We start from the raw sequence: 18,138 nt of genomic DNA on the forward strand, positions 1-18,138 counted from the left end.
TTACTCATCCTAGTAAACGATAATATAAGCTTTTCGCAAATTGAATATCATTCGTTCCATGAATAAATACACGGCCATCTTGAAAAATTACAAAGCGCTGCTCTGGAAGCTGACATGACAGAAGGTATGGATTGCGGTCCACTTTCCCCTGTTTTTTTAACCGGTTTTCCAATTCATCGAAGTTGTACAAATGGCGCTGCGAAGGTCTGATTTGAACCGTCTCTCTGCCGCACAGAACTTCTGTTTTAAGCTGATTTTCATACGCTAGGTACGGATATGTTCGGGTCGATCCGCAAGAAAAACATTTATCACTTTTCATTTTGCCCGTCTTAAATTCAGCGTGCTGATTATTCCAGACGTCAAAGGTTAGAAATGTATGGCGCAAAGCTTCAACATCTTCGACTAAAATTTTTAATGCTTCGGTTATTTGATAGGCTGCTACGATTTGAACAGCTGGACTGATAATTCCTGCTGTCTCACACGTTGCTCCTCCCACAGGGATCTTTTTTAGTATACAGTGCAGGCAAGGCGTTACATTTGGGATAATCGTATAAGTGGTACCATAGCTGCCGACACATGAGCCATATATCCAAGGCACGTCATGCTTATGTGACAAATCATTTAAAATAAAACGGATGTCGAAATTGTCTGTTGCATCAATGATCACATCAGCTGTTTGGACGATACTTTCTAAATTAGCAGGCTGAGCATCCATCACCAGCGCTTCGATCTTCACTTCTGTGTTTATTTGACCCAAACGATTTTTTGCTGCTACAGCTTTAGGTAGTTTGTTTTGGGCATCTTGTTCTGTATAAAGCTGCTGACGCTGTAGATTACTCCATTCTACATAATCACGATCTACAAGAGTCAATTTTCCAATTCCAGCACGCACGAGAGCTTCTGCGCTGGCGCTGCCTAGAGCCCCTGCACCCACAACTAAAACATGCTTACTTCTAATTTGCTGCTGCCCTTTGTTTCCAACAGGCTGGAAAAGCTGCTGACGTGAATAACGTTCTGTCACTCTTTTCTCTTCCTTTCTCGTTCAATCTCTGACTTCACTATCTATTCCTTCATCAAAGATATTTCTTTAAAAACATGCTATTATACACATAAAGCTAAGCTGCTTTACGGACGCTTACGTGCATAAATATACAAATGTATTTTGATGGAGGTATTTAATAAATGTCCATTGCCGGCATTGTATTAGCAGGAGGAAAATCTTCTCGCTATGGTAAACCAAAAATGTTTGAAACCTATAACAAGAAATCATTTTACGAATATAGTATAGATGCATTAAAAGAAAATCACGTCACACCTATACTCGTGTCTACCAACCAAGATTTACTCCCTTATTTTCAAAGGAAGGATGTTGCATTTGCAGTTGAAAAATGCCCGTATCAAGGACCTTTGTATGCAATTCATCACGCTTTAACTGCCATCGATTGCTGCGCTGAATGGTTCTTTATTCTTTCTTGCGATATTCCTTTTATTAATGCTGAGTTTGTTCATCACATGATCACACTGACTCAAACGGACTCACCTGACATTGTTCTTCCTGTTCAGCCTGATCACATTCACCCGCTTCTAGCACTCTATCACCGTAGAACGCTTCCTCTTATTGAACAACTCGTTACACAAGGTGAAAGAAGGCTTACGCAATTATTGAATCAGACAAATGTCCTTCGCGTGCCTTTTTCAGCAGAAGATCCCACGTTTATAAATGTGAATCATCGCAGTGATTGGCATGTATAAAGCTTTTTTGAATTATCCACCAATATGGGACATTTCCACTTTTTCAGCGCCTTGGACTTGTCTTCCGTTAGCTCGTTCGTCTGAGTAACGATCTTTCCGATGATTCCAGATATCAGAAATAGTGTCACAAACAGTATGATCAGATGCTTCTGATCGTATCAGTTTGCGGAGGTCATATCCTTTTGACGCGAACAAACAGGTATAGAGCTTTCCTTCAGCCGATACTCTTGCGCGTGAACAAGTGGAACAGAATGAATCTGTGACAGATGAAATGATACCAATTTCCTCTTCTGTCCCGACGTACCGATACCTGGTGGCTACTTCCCCCGTATAATGAGGTGGAATTTCTTCAAGAGGCATTTCTTGTCCAACTACATCCAGAATTTGTTTCTTTGTTATAACCTCATCCATTTTCCATCCGTTTGAATTTCCAACATCCATATATTCAATAAAACGCAGCGTATGTTTTTTGTCTTTAAAATATTGGGCCATCGGAAGAATATCCTGCTCATTCTTGCCTTTTTGAACAACCATGTTTATTTTGACTGAAATCCCCGCAAGAGCTGCTGCCTCTATTCCTTCTAATACTCGTTTTACGCTTCCTCGGTTTCCATTCAGCTCTTGAAATCTCACTTCATCAAGTGAGTCTAAGCTGACGGTCACTCTTGATAATCCCGCTTTTGATAAGGCTTCTGCATGCTTCTTTAACAGTGAGCCATTTGTTGTTATAGCAATATCATCTATACCCTCAATTTGCTTCAGACGATTGATTAGATCTGGCAAGCCTTTTCTTAGCAGCGGCTCTCCTCCCGTTATACGCACTTTTTTTACTCCTAGCGATGCGAATAATCTAGTGAGTCTCTCTAATTCATCAAACGAAAGAATGTTTTCGGCAGGTAAAAATGGATAGTCTGCCCCAAAAATTTCTTCAGGCATACAATATCGACAGCGAAAGTTACAGCGATCTGTTACGGACAAACGCAAGTCTCGTAAAGGACGCTTTAAAGTATCAACTATAGCGTATGACATCTGCCTCATCTCTCCTCTCTCTAGCTGTCAGCTTCTCCACAGCAGATTAACTCTCTTTTAAAATTCTTTCCGGGCATGTATAAATATTCAACGAATCATTTCGAATAAACCCTACCGTTGTAATTCCCAATTCTTCTGCTAGATTTAAAGCAAGTTCAGTCGGAGCAGATTTTGAAAGAACCACTTCACACCCGATCTTCGCTACTTTCAACAAAATTTCTGACGAAATACGGCCGCTGAAAACGACTACTTTATCTCTAATTGAAATATGGTGTTTTAAGCAATACCCGTATAGTTTATCTAGAGCATTATGCCTGCCAATGTCCATTCTGCTAAGCATAAAGCCATTTTTATCACAAAGAGCAGCGTTATGAACGCCACCCGTTTCTTGAAACGTAGCAGCAGATTGCTGCAGCTTATTCATCAATTGAAAACAATCCTTAATGGAAAGTTCTACCGATATATCATTCATTTTTTTAGCAGTCAGCGCATCATTTATAAAGACAAACCCTTGTCTGCTCGCCCCGCAGCAAGACGTGATATATCGTTTATTTTGAAGGTTTTGAAAATACGGGTTTAATTTATCTATTGTAACATGAACATACCCTTCTTTTTCTTGAACCCATATGTTTTTAATGTCTTTATATGCTCGAATAACCCCTTCAGATGCTAAATAGCCAATGACCATATCTTCAATGTATTGAGGGCTACATACCATCGTGACAAACTCTTCTTCGTTAATTTTCACAGTCACAGGAAACTCCGTTACAATTTTATCTTCCACGCTTTCCATTTCACCATTTTTAAATTTAAGAACTGTACGCTTCTTAACGGTCGAATTCATGTGATGTCTCCTTTTTCAAATAATGTTTTTATCAAAAACGAATACGGAAACCGCTATATTTTCTTTTATTTTCATATCTGAAAATAAATTAACCAGCTTTGCTCCGACCAATTCTTCTAGCCCTTCGGGCGGATTCGATGCATATACATCTTGGATCATTTTTGTTCGAGCTAGATGAACCATGTCACATCCTTCAGAAGTGCTTGCAATAAATGTTTCTGTCGGAGTTAAATTTCCATACAGTGTTGAGACAGCCATATTTTCAACAAAAACCGTATGTATTCTTTCCGGTCCTTTTCCAAATAAATCTTTTCGAAGCTTCCGAATAATATCATTAAATTCATGAATAGTTTTTGACATAATCAACGCTCTCCCACCGATTAAAATTAAATTGTGCATTTTATTCCTACAGTTTTTTTATCATAAATCAACACTTCAAAAAATAAAAGCCTAAAATTTTTGCAGCAAAACTTTTGAAGAGAGTTCGGTATTTAAAAAAGTTGTGCATTTAAAAACGTAGCGATATAATTATAAATAACCGAGATGGAATAATAATAATAATGAATTGTTATTACTCTATCACTTTTTCTTAACGATATAAATGGGCCGGATTGGCGTATTAGTAAGACCTGCTAGTAAACTATTCCACCATGATTGCACTTCCCTTATTTAATTAGGCGTGTGTATTCATGGTGGTTTTTTGTTTTATATAAAGGAGGAAAACAAATGAGTCGTGAAACCATCACTGTTCATATAAATGGCAACGAATACAAGGCAGCTTCAGGTTCTACCATACTTGAAATTATTAACCAGCAAAGCATTGGGCACCCTCAGATTTGTTATGTTCCTGAAGTGGATCCTATTCAAACTTGTGACACATGTATCGTTGAAATGAATGGCGAGTTAGTTCGTTCTTGTTCTACAAAAGCTGAAAACGGCATGAAGATTGAATTACAATCAGCACCCGCAAAAGCGGCACAGACGGAAGCAATGGATCGTTTATTAGAGAATCATTTGCTATACTGCACCGTTTGCGACAATAACAATGGAAACTGTAAATTACATAACACAGCCGAAATGATGGAGATTGAACATCAAAAATACCCCTATACGCCAAAGGCCTCAGAGAATGAAGTCGATATGTCTCATCCGTTCTACCGTTATGACCCTAATCAATGCATTGCTTGTGGACAATGCGTAGAGGTTTGTCAAAATCTTCAAGTTAATGAAACACTCTCTATCGACTGGGAAGCGAAACGCCCCCGCGTTCTCTGGGATGACGGTGTAGCAATCAATGAATCTTCTTGTGTGAGCTGCGGTCAATGTGTAACAGTATGCCCTTGTAATGCATTAATGGAAAAATCCATGCTTGGAGAAGCTGGATTTATGACTGGACTTCCAAAAGACGTTTTAAATCCAATGATTGATTTAGTTAAAGAAGTAGAACCTGGATACAGCGGAATTTTTGCTGTTTCAGAAGTAGAAGCAGCTATGCGTGAAACACGCACGAAAAAAACAAAAACTGTCTGTACATTTTGTGGAGTGGGATGTTCATTTGAAGTTTGGACAAAAGGCCGTGAAATCCTTAAAGTTCAGCCTAGCTCTGATGCTCCTGCAAATGCTATTTCAACCTGTGTGAAAGGAAAATTCGGCTGGGATTTTGTAAACTCTGAAAAACGTATTACTAAGCCTTTAATCCGAAAAAATGGCGCATTTGTAGAGTCGTCATGGGAAGAAGCCTTGGACTTAGTAGCAAGCAGGTTAAGCTCTATCAATCAGCAGTATGGACATGGATCAGTTGGTTTTATCTCTTCTTCTAAGATTACAAACGAAGAAAACTATGTTATTCAAAAGCTGGCTCGCCAAATGTTTGAAACAAATGACGTAGACAACTGCTCTCGCTACTGTCAGTCTCCTGCAACTGATGGATTATTCCGAACAGTGGGAATGGGAGGCGATGCCGGCACGATAAAAGACATCGCAAAAGCTGGACTGGTTATCATCGTTGGAGCTAACCCTGCTGAAGGTCACCCTGTATTAGCAACTCGTATCAAACGCGCGCATAAGCTTCATGACCAAAAACTAATCGTCGCGGATTTGCGCAAAAACGAAATGGCTGAACGCTCTGACATTTTTATCAGTCCAAAACAAGGTACGGACCAAGTATGGCTAATGGCTGTAACAAAATACATGATTGACCAAGGATGGCACAATGAAAAATTCATCCAAGAAAACGTCAACTATTTTGAAGACTTTAACTCTTTGCTTGAAAAGTACACGCTTGAATATGCTGAACAAATCACGGGTATTCCAGCAGCAACGCTCATTCAAATAGCTGAAATGATTCGAGACGCCGATGGAACCTGTGTGCTGTGGGGCATGGGCGTAACGCAAAATACGGGAGGCTCTGATACATCAGCGGCTATCTCAAACCTGTTGCTTGCTACTGGAAACTATCGACGCCCTGGAGCAGGCGCTTATCCGCTCCGAGGCCACAATAACGTCCAAGGAGCATGTGATATGGGAACTCTTCCAGCTTGGCTTCCAGGCTATCAGCACGTCACAGACTCAGTCGCCCGAGCGAAATTTGAAAAAGCATACGGTGTAAAAATTAAAGACAAGCCAGGGCTTGATAATATTCAAATGCTGCATTCAATTGATGAAGGAAAAATGAAGGCCATGTACCTTGTCGGAGAAGATATGGCTCTTGTTGATTCAAATGCTAACCACGTACACGAAATATTATCAAATTTAGATTTTTTTGTCGTCCAAGACATTTTCCTTTCGAGAACGGCTCAATATGCTGATGTTGTACTCCCTGCTGTTCCTTCTCTTGAAAAAGACGGAACGTTTACCAATACGGAGCGACGTGTCCAAAGATTGTATCAAGCATTACCAACGCTCGGTGATTCAAAGCCGGATTGGTGGATTGTTCAAGAGATTGCCAACCGCTTAGGTGCGAACTGGACGTATACACATCCTGGTGATATCTTTGCAGAAATGGCTAGTCTATCACCCCTATTCAGCCAAGCCAGCTACGAAAACCTTGAAGGCTGGAATAGCTTCTTATGGGGGAGCTTAGAGGGAAAAAGCACGCCGTTACTTTACGTCGATGGGTTTAATTTCCCAGATAAAAAAGCGCGCTTTGCTTTATCACATTGGGTACTTCCTGCCGAATTCCCAGAAGAATATGATCTACACATTAATAATGGAAGAATGTTAGAACATTTTCACGAAGGGAATATGACTAATAAATCGAGCGGCATCCAATCAAAAGTACCAGAAGTATTTGTAGAAATTTCACCTCAGCTTGCCAAGGAGCGTGAAATTGAAGAAGGTTCGCTTGTCAGATTAATCTCACCGTTTGGAGCAGTAAAAGTACAGGCATTAATTACAGAGCGAGTAAAAGCAAATGAACTGTATCTTCCAATGCACTCTGTTCATAAAGATTCGGCTATTAACTTCTTGACGGGACCTGCAGTCGACCAACGAACAAATACGCCGGCTTACAAACAAACAAAAGTACGGATGGAAGTATTAAGTAAAGGTGGCGAAACGCCTTTACCGCCTACAAATCCGCGTAATAAAAAACGTCATCCTCAAAATGGGGTCGAGGTTCAGCGTAAATGGAACCGTCCTGGCTACGTCCATTTAACAAGTAAATAGGAGGAGAAAAGATGGCACAACCTATTACAGAAATTAAGAAACCTCTTCTAAGCGAGGAAGAAGAAAAACAACAAAAATTAGAAGATTTAACTTCTCTGCTGGCAGATAATGAAGAAGCGTTGAACCGTATTCTCGGTATTGTTGGCGAACTTAACGACATGGGTGTTCTTGAAGCTGCTGATTCAATGATTCAAGCAAAAGAAAAAATCTCAAAAATTGCGCTTCATCAAATTTCCAGAGAGCCGGTAACCAATTTAATTAATACTCTTATGGGTGCAAGCAGCGGTTTGATGAAGGCAGATCCAGAAGTAACCGCTAAACTTGTAAATAGCGCAACGGCTGGTATGAACGAAGCGAATGAATATGTAAAAACAGGAAAAAAAGTAAGTGCATTAGCTCTTATAAAAGCGCTAAACGATCCAGATGTCAATCGTGCAATTGGATTTGGGCTTCACTTTTTAAAAGGAATGGGCAAAGCGTTGGAAGAATAAATGAAGCAGCGACTTGAAAGTTTTCCCCTTTCAAGTCGCTGTTTTCTTTTTAGGAAGTCAAATTTTAAATGAACGTGATATAGTTATACTAAATTGCTTTACTACAACTAATTGAGGTGACACGATGCAACAATACTTTAAACCCTTATTCGCACTATTATTTTTAATTATGTTTACTGCTGCTTGTTCGAACGAAACAAATACAGATCAATCCGCAGCTCAGCACAAAAACATCAGCTTAACGATATCCGCTGCGGCCAGCTTAAAAGATGCGCTCACTGATCTTCAAAAGCAATATGAAAAAAAGCATCCAAATATAGACTTAAAATTTAATTTTGGAGCTTCAGGCTCGCTGCAGCAGCAAATTACAAACGGCGCACCTGTTGATTTATTTTTTTCAGCCGCGGAAGACAAGTTTGATGCACTAGTAAAAGCAGGAGCTATCTCCAAGGAAAATGGTACTGACTTGGTTGGCAACGACCTTGTGCTTATCGTCCCAAAGAATAATACGTCTGCTATTACAAACTTTGAAGATCTATCAAAGCCGACTGTTCAAAAAATTGCACTTGGAATACCAGAATCCGTTCCTGCCGGACAGTATGCGAAGGAGACTTTTGAACACATGAACCTCTGGAAAGACATTGAGCCAAAAACCGTCTATGCGAAAGACGTACGCCAGGTGCTTTCCTATGTGGAGACAGGAAACGTTGAAGCTGGGGTGGTTTATAAAACCGATGCCTTGATTTCAAAAAAGGTGAAGATTGTCGCTACTGCAGAGAATAGCACTCACAAACCAATTGTATATCCTGTAGGCGTTATTAAGGATTCGAAACATCCACAAGAAGCAAAAGCTTTTTATCAATTTTTACAAAGTAAGACGGCTCTTGACACTTTAAAGAAATACGGTTTCACTGCAAATTGAGGCCGCTATGATTCAAGAATTTTTATCTCCTCTTCAGCTATCCCTTAAAATTGCATTAGTAGCAGGATTTGTCGTTATTATTTTAGGCACTGTTATAGGAAAACTGTTATCCAGGAAACACTTTAAGGGAAAAGTGATGATTGAAACGGCGTTAATGCTCCCGTTGGTGCTCCCTCCGTCCGTTGTTGGATTTTTATTGATTGTCATATTCGGGAAACACAGCCTGCTCGGCCGGACAATTGAATGGGTCTTTCAACAACCTGTTATTTTCACATGGTGGGCGGCTGTTATTGCATCCGTTGTCGTTGCGTTTCCGCTTATGTATCAATCTGCCAAAACAGGCTTTCAAGGCGTAGATTACGAAATTGAAGACGCAGCTCGAGTAGATGGTGCAAGCGAATGGAAAGTCTTTTTCTTTATTTCCATCCCTTTAGCTTCTAAAGCCATCGTAACAGGAGGAGTGCTAAGTCTGGCAAGAGCACTCGGAGAGTTTGGAGCCACTTTGATGTTTGCTGGTAATATTCCAGGTGAAACACAAACTGTTCCTACCGCTATCTACGTAGCGATTGACTCTGGAAACATGAATCTCGCTTGGCTATGGGTTATTTCAATCGTCTTTCTTTCCTTTCTTATGCTGCTTTTTGTTCAGCTTAAACAAAAGTAAAAGGATGTCTCTTACACAAAGAGACATCCTTTTTACATACATCATAAATTAAAAAGGAGCTAATCAAATGAAGAACATACATTTGATTAACTCCTGTTATAAGTAAGGTAAGCCACCATACAATATGTATTGGTGGAGACGGTGGGAGTCGAACCCACGTCCAGAAATATCGCCACTTAAGCGTCTACGAGTGTAGTTGGCATATTGATCATTCGCGAGCTGTTCTGCCTACCAACAGGCGTCCCAGTCGCTAGTCTGATTATTCTCTTCCTTCGTCCTCAGACGGCGAACTCCGGCGTAGCCCACTTAAAGTGAGTCCCTTACCCTACCACATGGGCGATGGAGGGAGGAACCGCTAAGCTACTATTATGCAGCTAAAGCGAAGTTATTGTTAGATTTGCCAGTTATTATTGGCGTTGATGTTTTAACGAGGCCATCTCCTCGACTCGCAACCTAAGCTCGAACTACCCCTGTCGAATCCGTAACGTCCCCATATAAAAGGGAGTCGGAATGTGTAAGAAAAAATCTTACATCAGATAGCGACTTCAGTGTGCAAAATGAAATCTAACTGATAACAATACTTATTATATCACAAAATGAGCATTTTGCAATTGTAAGATTTTGTAATGTTACATCTTTTGACGATCACGAAATGCTCGTTCGATATCGCGCTTCGCTTCTTTTCGCTTCAAGTCTTCACGCTTGTCATATTTCTTTTTACCCTTACCAAGCCCTAGTAAAACCTTTGCGTATCCATTTTTTAAATACACTTTTAAAGGAACTAATGAATAACCCGTTTCTTTTGAATAGCCAATTAGCTTGCTGATTTCACGCTTATGCAGCAATAACTTTCGTGTACGCAACGGCTCATGATTGTATCGATTTCCTTGTTCGTAAGGACTAACGTGCATATTGTGTAGAAATACTTCTCCGTTTTGCACACGAGCAAAAGAGTCCTTTAAATTTACACGCCCATTACGAATTGATTTGATTTCCGTTCCTTGTAGAACAATACCCGTCTCATATGTTTCTTCAATAAAAAAGTCGTGGCGGGCTTTTTTGTTTTGTGCAATTAATTTCCCTTCACCTTTTGGCATAAAACGTTCCTTCCCTTCAGCCGTACTTACGTATATGTATGATATTATGTATCATTTTACTGTATGGAAATCTAAACAACAACTAAAACGTTTAATGGAGCTGTTTTGAAGCAGAAGGAATACCCTTCTGCTTCACTGCTGTCGATTTCGATTATTTGCGCTTTTTCTTTTTGCGCTTAACGTTTGGGGCACCCTCGAAGAATCTCTTTTTCTTTTTCTTCTTTGGCTTTTGAGTAGACCACTCTTCATTTTTGCTTCGGCTGCCCTCGCGACCTTTTCCTTTATCATCTTTGCGTGACTTTTGTTTTGCTTTAATCACTTTAGGACGGTCTTTAGATAAGCGTTTGCGACTTTCTTTCATTCCTACAATAATAAAATCAACTGAACGCTCGTCTTTATTCACATCGGCAACTTTCACTTCAATTTCGTCTCCAATTCGGAAGACATTGCCCGTTTTCTCTCCAATCATTGCATAGTGACGCTCGTCGTAACGATAATAGTCATCTGTTAAGTCACTGACATGAACTAAACCTTCAATCGTATTTTCTAGCTCCACGAACATTCCAAAGTTAGTAACAGAGCTAATAATACCATTAAATACTTCCCCAACTTTATCAGCCATAAACTCAGCTTTTTTCATATCGTCCGTTTCTCGCTCAGCGTCAACTGAACGACGTTCCATATTAGAAGAATGCTCAGCAACATCAGGCAGAAGTTCGCGCCATTTTTCTTGCGTTTGCTGATCTGTTTTTCCTTCAATTAAATACGTGCGAATGAGACGATGAACGATTAAATCCGGATAACGGCGGATTGGAGACGTAAAATGCGTATAGAACTCAGCTGATAAACCAAAGTGGCCTAAACTTTCTGCTTCATATTTCGCTTGTTTCATCGAACGAAGCATAACAGTTGAAATAACCATCTCTTCAGGCGTACCTTTTACTTCTTCTAAAATATCCTGTAGCGCACGCGGATGAATATCGTTTCCTGTTCCTTTCACCGTGTAACCAAAGTTTGTAATGAACTCTAAGAAACGAGTAAGCTTCTCTGCATCTGGATCTTCATGAATACGATAAATGAACGGTACGTTCATCCAATGAAAATGTTCTGCTACTGTTTCATTCGCCGCTAGCATAAATTCTTCGATTAGCTTTTCAGCAACCGAACGTTCACGCAAAATAACATCGTGGGGATGGCCATCATCGTCTACTAATACTTTTGCTTCTTTGAAATCAAAATCAATGGCACCGCGATCCATTCTCTTTTTACGAAGAATAGCTGCTAGCTTTTCCATACGCTCAAACATCGGAACGATTGGCTCGTAGCGTTCTAACACTTCTTCGTCTTTATCCACTAAGATTTTGTTAACGTCTGAATACGTCATTCGTTCTGTCGTTTTGATGACACTTTCAAAAATCTCATGTTTTACTACTTCACCCTGTGGATCGATTTCCATCTCACAAGAAAGCGTAAAACGGTTAACTTTTGGATTTAATGAGCAAATTCCATTAGATAAACGGTGAGGAATCATCGGAATAACTCGGTCTACTAAATAGACGCTTGTTCCGCGCTCCGCTGCTTCTACATCAATCGGAGAACCTTCTTTAACGTAGTGACTTACATCTGCAATATGGACGCCTAATTTGTAGTTTCCATTTTCAAGCTCTGTAACCGTTACGGCGTCATCCAAATCTTTTGCATCTGCTCCGTCAATGGTTACAATAACTTGATCACGAAGATCGCGGCGGTTGCCGATATCTTTTTCGTCAATCGTTTCAGGTGTATCAATTGCTTGTGTTAAAGCATCAGCAGGAAATTCTTGAGGAAGACCGTGCTTATGGATCACAGAAATGATATCGATCCCCGGATCGTTTTTATGTCCAAGAATTTGAACAACTTTTCCTTCTGCGTTCATGCGGCCTTCCGGATAGGTTGTCAGTTCTACTACTACTTTATGGCCTTCAACGGCACCGTTTCTTGCTGATTTGGGAATAAAGATATCACCTGCAATTTTTTTGTCATCCGCAATCACAAAGCCAAAATTTTTGCTTTGCGTATACGTACCTACAATTTGCTGGGTACCTCGTTCTAAGATTTTTACAATGGTTCCTTCACGACGAGCACCTGATGATTCTGATGACACTCTTGCAAGCACAATATCTCCATGCATAGCATTGTTTGTTTCAGTAGGGGGAATAAATACATCACCCGCATCTTTTTCTTCAGGAACTACGAACGCAAACCCTTTTGCATGTCCGCTTACTTTCCCTTTAACAAAATTCATTTGTTCCGGCAGCCCGTAGCGATCGTTTCTTGCTCGGATAATTAAACCCTTCTCTTCCATAATAACAAGTGCCTTCACAAACTCTTTGAATGACTCTGCATCCTCAGTATTAAATTCTTTTGCAAGCTCTTGGACAGTCAAAGGTTTGTAATTATCCCTTTTCATAAAATCCAATATTTCATTTATATAGGGCTGATTTTCTTCTTTCACATCATGTCCCTCCTTTTTCTTTATTCGTATTATCTCTATCACCAATCAAGTGATTCCAAAAATGCATATACATCCTCGTGAAGCTGATCACGCTCTTTATCAAAGGTAATGGTATGACCAGATTCTTCGTACCATTTTATATCTTTTGTAGGAGACTCGACGCTATTATAAATAATATTGGCGCTGTCTGTATTAATCATATGATCATGACGACCTTGTACAACAAATGTCGGTGCATAAATCATATCAACTGAATTTCGCACTTCAGCGATTAATTCCTGTAAAGACTTTAATGTGTTCATTGGTGTTTGCTTGAACTCTTCCATTTCTTGTTCAATCTGTTCAGACGATTTACCTTCACGCTTTTTATATTCGCGTGCATACGCTAAAACACCTTCATACATGACTTCTTCACTCTTTATATACATAGGGGCGCACATAGGCACAATACCCTTTATAGGTACAGTGTAACCTAATTTCAGTGAAAATACGCCACCTAGTGAAAGACCTACAGCGGCAATACTTTCATGACCTTTGCTTTTCAAAAACTCATAGCCGTCCATGACATCTTTCCACCAATCTTTTGGACCAGTATGAACAAGTTCTTCAGGGGCTACGCCATGTCCTTTGTAATGAGGTGCGTGGCATGTGTATCCTTTTTTCTCTAAAAAACGACCTAACATACGAACATCAGCAGAATTTCCGGTAAAACCATGAAGTAATAAAACAGCTTTTTCGCCGCCTTCAAATGTAAATGGCTTTGGTTGTGCAATTTTCATATATCATTTAACTCCTTTTAGTTATAATATCTGCAGTCCTAATAGAAAAAAACATGTATTTATGTGACGGTCATCACATAACAAGAGATGTGGCCGTCCACTTTTACGCTTTTATACTATATTTAGTACTTTTTTCTAAAGGTATATTATATCATTACTTAAAAATGAAATTAAAGTATTCAACACGCCCATTAAAAAACCACCTAATACATAAGTTGGTATACACCAAGTACATATGCATTAGGTGGCAGTCTATCCAGTAACATATTAAAGTTTGAAATAAGATACAGCAAGTGTTAACACAAAGAATAAGATAGATAACACTACTGTCAAACGGTGTAAAACTAAGTCAATTCCACGTGCTTTTTGTTTCCCAAATAACGTTTCAGCTCCACCGGAAATAGCTCCAGATAATCCAGTAGTTTTACTTGATTGTAAAACGACCACAACAATCAAAGCAATTGAAACAATCACTAGCAAAGTAATCAGCAATGTATGCACTAAGACACACCTCCTACACCAAGTAATAGTCAATCAGCGGGGTTTCTTCATCCCTTCTGATTGGCATTACCGGGGATAAAGTACGCGCACTACGCTAAGGTTAATTTATCATAAAAAACCCTCTCGTACAAGTAATGGCAGTGAAATACACCGGATTTTAACGTAAAAAAACGGATGACAATCGTCATCCGTTTTTTATACTTTCAACTTATTTTTTTAAGTTGTAGAAAGATTTAGCGCCATCGTATACAGCTAAAACACCTAGCTCGTCTTCGATGCGTAGTAATTGGTTGTATTTCGCAATACGATCTGTACGGCTCATAGAACCAGTTTTGATTTGACCAGCGTTTGTTGCAACAGCGATATCAGCGATTGTTGCATCTTCAGTTTCACCAGAACGGTGAGAAACTACTGCTGTGTAACCAGCACGTTTAGCCATTTCGATAGCTTCGAACGTTTCAGTTAATGTACCGATTTGGTTAACTTTGATAAGGATAGAGTTACCTACGCCTTGTTCGATACCTTGAGCAAGTTTTTTCGTGTTTGTTACGAATAGATCGTCACCAACAAGCTGTACTTTTCCGCCAATGCGCTCAGTTAATAGCTTGTGACCATCCCAGTCATTTTCGTCTAAACCGTCTTCGATTGAAACGATTGGGAATTCGTTAACTAACTGCTCGTAGAAATCTACCATTTCAGCAGAAGTTACGCCTGTACGGCCTTCTCCTGCTAAATCATATTTACCAGTTTCTTTGTTGAAGAACTCAGAAGAAGCTACGTCCATACCTAATTGGATGTCTTTACCAGCTTCGTAACCAGCTTTTGTGATTGCTTCTACGATTACTTCTAATGCTTCACGGTTAGAACCTAAGTTAGGAGCGAAACCACCTTCGTCACCTACAGCTGTGTTTAAACCTTTAGCAGATAAAACAGATTTTAACGCGTGGAATACTTCAGCACCCATACGGATTGCTTCTTTGAATGTAGGAGCTCCTACAGGTAAGATCATGAATTCTTGGAAGTCAACGTTGTTATCAGCATGAGAACCACCGTTGATGATGTTCATCATTGGAGTTGGTAATTGCTTAGCGTTGAATCCACCAAGGTAACGGTATAATGGAAGACCTACGAAATCAGCTGCTGCGTGAGCTACTGCCATAGATACACCAAGAATAGCGTTGGCACCTAATTTACCTTTGTTTTCCGTACCATCTAGCTCAATCATAAGGCGGTCGATTCCGATTTGATCAGTTACGTCCATACCTACTAATTCAGGAGCGATAATTTCGTTTACGTTTTCTACTGCTTTTAATACACCTTTACCTAGGTAGCGAGATTTGTCACCATCGCGTAATTCTACTGCTTCGTATTCACCAGTAGAAGCACCACTTGGTACTAAAGCGCGTCCGAAAGCGCCTGATTCAGTATATACTTCAACTTCAACTGTTGGGTTACCGCGAGAATCTAATACTTCGCGTGCATAAATGTCAAGAATTGCTGGCATTTTAAAACTCTCCTTTATAATTAATTATTTAATTAATGTTTTACCTGTCATTTCTTTTGGCTGTGCTACATCTAGAAGAGTAAGCATCGTAGGAGCTAGATCTCCTAGAATACCGTCTTCACGAAGCTCTAAGCCTTGTTTGGTTACGATTACTGGAACAGGATTCGTTGTATGAGCCGTCATTGGATTACCTTCAAGCGTAATCACTTCATCAGCATTACCATGGTCTGCTGTGATGATTGCTGTACCGCCTTTAGCTAAAATTGCATCTACGATTTTGCCTAAGCACTCATCTACTGTTTCAATCGCTTTTACCGTTGGTTCTAACATACCTGAATGGCCAACCATATCAGGATTTGCAAAGTTTAATAAAATAGCGTCTTGCTTATCGCCTTCGATTTCTGCAAGCAACGCGTCCGTCACTTCATAAGCACTCATCTCAGGTTTCAAGTCATATGTTGCTACTTTTGGTGAATCGATTAAGATACGTGTTTCACCAGGAAACTCTGCTTCACGTCCACCGCTCATAAAGAACGTTACGTGAGGATATTTTTCTGTTTCGGCAATACGAAGCTGCTTTAAGTTATTTTGAGATAATACTTCACCAAGCGTGTTATCTAAGTTATTTGGCTTAAAGGCTACATATCCGTCAACTGTTTCGCTGAAGTGAGTTAAACATACAAAATGTAAGTTTTTCGGATGTTTTTCACCGCGATCAAATGAACGGAAATCTTCGTTTGCGAACGTATTTGAAATTTGAATTGCGCGATCTGGACGGAAGTTGTAGAAAATAACTGCATCTTCGTCTTGAATTGTCGCAACTGGCGATCCGTCTTCTTTTGTAATAACAGAAGGTAAAACGAATTCGTCATAGATTCCATTTTCATACGAATCTTTTACGCACTCTTCAGCGCTTGTATATGTTGGACCTTCGCCGTACACCATTGCGCGGTATGATTTCTCTACACGCTCCCAGCGTTTGTCGCGGTCCATTGAGTAGTAACGTCCTGAAAGTGTTGCAATTTCACCAACGCCGTACTCTTCAATTTTTTCATTAAGTTCTTTTAAATACGTTTCAGCAGATTGAGGTGCTACGTCACGACCATCTAAGAAGCCATGAATGTAGACTTTTTCTAAGCCTTCACTCTTAGCTAGACGCAATAATGCATATAGATGTTCGATATGACTGTGTACACCGCCATCAGATAAAAGCCCGAAAAGATGAAGGTTTGTACCCTTTTCTTTTGCGTGCTTTACAGCTGCTAGAAGCGTTTCGTTTTGTTCAAACTCGCCTTCACGAATTGCTAAGTTTACACGAGTTAAGCTTTGGTACACAATTCGGCCTGCGCCGATGTTTAAGTGACCTACTTCAGAGTTACCCATTTGGCCTTCTGGTAAGCCTACAGCTTCTCCAGACGCCTGAAGTGTAGCATGAGGATACTCGTTCCAGAAACGGTCGAAGTTTGGTTTTTTTGCATGTGTTACCGCATTACCTTTATCTTCATCGCGTAATGCAAAACCATCTAAGATGATTAATGCTACTGGCTTTTTACTCATTACTTACCAGCCTCCAAAAGCTGTAAGAAAGAATCTGCTTCTAAGCTTGCTCCACCTACTAAAGCTCCGTCAATGTCTGATTGAGACATATATTCTTTGATATTAGCAGGTTTTACGCTACCGCCGTATTGAATACGTACAGCATCTGCAACATCTTGAGAGAATTGTTCTGCAACAACGCTACGGATGTATGCACAAACTTCGTTTGCACCTTCAGCAGTTGAAGATTTACCTGTACCGATTGCCCAGATTGGCTCATATGCGATAACCGTTTGTTTTACTTGCTCATCAGTTAGACCAGCTAATGCTTTTTGTACTTGATTAGCTACAACTGTTTTTGTTTGATCTTGTTCGTACTCTTCGTTTGTTTCACCGCAGCAAACGATTGGTGTTAAACCGTGTTTGAATGCAGCAATTGTTTTTTGGTTTACTGTTTCGTCCGTTTCAGCAAACATTTCACGACGCTCAGAGTGTCCTAAAATGACATAGTTCACACCTAAGTCTGCTAAAGCAACAGGGCTCACTTCTCCAGTGAACGCACCGTTTTCTTCAAAGTGCATGTTTTGTGCACCAATTTTTAAGTCTGTGCCTTTAGTCGCTTCTACTAAACGATCTAAAAATAGTGCAGGTGCACATACTACTGATTCTACGCTTTCAGGAGATGGTACTGCTCCTTTTACTTCTTCAACAAAGCTAGTTGCTTCAGAAAGTACTTTGTTCATTTTCCAGTTTCCTGCAATAATTGGTTTACGCATGTATAACACCGTCCTTTGTTTATTGTGGGTTTTCCCTTCACGCGTTAGATGTCCAAGAGGGTGCTGTTAAAAGTGATTCGGTC

16 protein-coding genes and 1 other RNA gene are annotated in these 18,138 nt (G+C 39.9%); 5 read left to right on the forward strand and 12 right to left on the reverse strand.

Features of this window, described 5'->3' with window-relative positions; genetic code table 11:
- Positions 1 to 4: 4 nt before the first annotated feature.
- Complete coding sequence (locus tag ACFX4E_RS19055) at positions 5 to 1,021, reverse strand: molybdopterin-synthase adenylyltransferase MoeB (protein ID WP_098249449.1); 1,017 nt, start codon at positions 1,019 to 1,021, stop codon at positions 5 to 7.
- A gap of 161 nt (positions 1,022 to 1,182) precedes the next feature.
- On the opposite strand from ACFX4E_RS19055, the gene mobA reads away from it, so the two are divergent.
- Positions 1,183 to 1,752: a molybdenum cofactor guanylyltransferase gene (mobA, locus tag ACFX4E_RS19060; RefSeq protein ID WP_098526058.1), complete on the forward strand. Its 570-nt coding sequence runs from the start codon at positions 1,183 to 1,185 to the stop codon at positions 1,750 to 1,752.
- 12 nt (positions 1,753 to 1,764) lie between these two features.
- On the opposite strand, the gene moaA is transcribed toward mobA, so the two are convergent.
- The 3 genes from moaA to ACFX4E_RS19075 all read right to left on the reverse strand — a co-directional run bounded on the left by moaA (position 1,765) and on the right by ACFX4E_RS19075 (position 3,985).
- Positions 1,765 to 2,781, reverse strand: coding sequence for a GTP 3',8-cyclase MoaA (gene moaA, locus ACFX4E_RS19065; protein WP_377238076.1), 1,017 nt, complete (start codon positions 2,779 to 2,781; stop codon positions 1,765 to 1,767).
- A gap of 46 nt (positions 2,782 to 2,827) precedes the next feature.
- Positions 2,828 to 3,574 carry a formate dehydrogenase accessory sulfurtransferase FdhD gene (gene fdhD / locus ACFX4E_RS19070; protein WP_371400140.1) on the reverse strand — a complete coding sequence of 249 codons (747 nt, stop codon included), beginning with the start codon at positions 3,572 to 3,574 and terminating at the stop codon, positions 2,828 to 2,830.
- A gap of 66 nt (positions 3,575 to 3,640) precedes the next feature.
- The gene (locus ACFX4E_RS19075) at positions 3,641 to 3,985 is read right to left on the reverse strand and encodes a Na-translocating system protein MpsC family protein (protein WP_013059689.1); all 345 of its coding nucleotides are present in this window, start codon (positions 3,983 to 3,985) and stop codon (positions 3,641 to 3,643) included.
- Between the two features lie 366 nt (positions 3,986 to 4,351).
- Here ACFX4E_RS19075 and fdhF point away from each other — a divergent pair, with 366 nt between their 5' ends.
- From fdhF to modB, 4 genes are all read left to right on the forward strand, one after another.
- Positions 4,352 to 7,291, forward strand: coding sequence for a formate dehydrogenase subunit alpha (gene fdhF, locus ACFX4E_RS19080; RefSeq protein ID WP_377238077.1), 2,940 nt, complete (start codon positions 4,352 to 4,354; stop codon positions 7,289 to 7,291).
- Between the two features lie 11 nt (positions 7,292 to 7,302).
- Entirely contained in the window at positions 7,303 to 7,782 is a 480-nt protein-coding gene (locus tag ACFX4E_RS19085; protein ID WP_013085382.1) for a helical membrane plugin domain-containing protein, read from the forward strand.
- Between the two features lie 124 nt (positions 7,783 to 7,906).
- On the forward strand, positions 7,907 to 8,704 hold the full coding sequence (gene modA / locus ACFX4E_RS19090; protein WP_028409639.1) for a molybdate ABC transporter substrate-binding protein: 798 nt from the start codon (positions 7,907 to 7,909) through the stop codon (positions 8,702 to 8,704).
- 7 nt (positions 8,705 to 8,711) lie between these two features.
- Complete coding sequence (gene modB, locus ACFX4E_RS19095; protein WP_028409640.1) at positions 8,712 to 9,368, forward strand: molybdate ABC transporter permease subunit; 657 nt, start codon at positions 8,712 to 8,714, stop codon at positions 9,366 to 9,368.
- A gap of 130 nt (positions 9,369 to 9,498) precedes the next feature.
- Here modB and ssrA read toward each other — a convergent pair.
- The 8 genes from ssrA to tpiA form a co-directional block, all read right to left on the reverse strand.
- Positions 9,499 to 9,860, reverse strand: a transfer-messenger RNA (tmRNA) gene (gene ssrA, locus ACFX4E_RS19100).
- Between the two features lie 137 nt (positions 9,861 to 9,997).
- The gene (gene smpB / locus ACFX4E_RS19105; protein ID WP_013059694.1) at positions 9,998 to 10,465 is read right to left on the reverse strand and encodes an SsrA-binding protein SmpB; all 468 of its coding nucleotides are present in this window, start codon (positions 10,463 to 10,465) and stop codon (positions 9,998 to 10,000) included.
- Between the two features lie 151 nt (positions 10,466 to 10,616).
- Complete coding sequence (gene rnr, locus ACFX4E_RS19110; RefSeq protein ID WP_098578858.1) at positions 10,617 to 12,959, reverse strand: ribonuclease R; 2,343 nt, start codon at positions 12,957 to 12,959, stop codon at positions 10,617 to 10,619.
- A gap of 38 nt (positions 12,960 to 12,997) precedes the next feature.
- Entirely contained in the window at positions 12,998 to 13,738 is a 741-nt protein-coding gene (locus tag ACFX4E_RS19115; RefSeq protein WP_013059696.1) for an alpha/beta hydrolase, read from the reverse strand.
- A gap of 267 nt (positions 13,739 to 14,005) precedes the next feature.
- Positions 14,006 to 14,239 carry a preprotein translocase subunit SecG gene (secG, locus tag ACFX4E_RS19120; protein ID WP_013059697.1) on the reverse strand — a complete coding sequence of 78 codons (234 nt, stop codon included), beginning with the start codon at positions 14,237 to 14,239 and terminating at the stop codon, positions 14,006 to 14,008.
- 208 nt (positions 14,240 to 14,447) lie between these two features.
- Positions 14,448 to 15,743 (reverse strand): phosphopyruvate hydratase, encoded by a 1,296-nt coding sequence (gene eno / locus ACFX4E_RS19125; protein ID WP_013059698.1) that lies wholly within the window; start codon positions 15,741 to 15,743, stop codon positions 14,448 to 14,450.
- Between the two features lie 24 nt (positions 15,744 to 15,767).
- Positions 15,768 to 17,300: a 2,3-bisphosphoglycerate-independent phosphoglycerate mutase gene (gene gpmI / locus ACFX4E_RS19130; RefSeq protein ID WP_377238078.1), complete on the reverse strand. Its 1,533-nt coding sequence runs from the start codon at positions 17,298 to 17,300 to the stop codon at positions 15,768 to 15,770.
- A complete protein-coding gene (tpiA, locus tag ACFX4E_RS19135; protein WP_013059700.1) occupies positions 17,300 to 18,055 on the reverse strand; it encodes a triose-phosphate isomerase in 756 nt (251 codons plus the stop codon). Before tpiA ends, gpmI begins: the two co-directional genes overlap by 1 nt.
- Positions 18,056 to 18,138: the final 83 nt, after the last annotated feature.

It is taken from the genome of Priestia sp. YIM B13491 (assembly GCF_042787605.1).
GTDB lineage: Bacteria > Bacillota > Bacilli > Bacillales > Bacillaceae_H > Priestia > Priestia megaterium_E.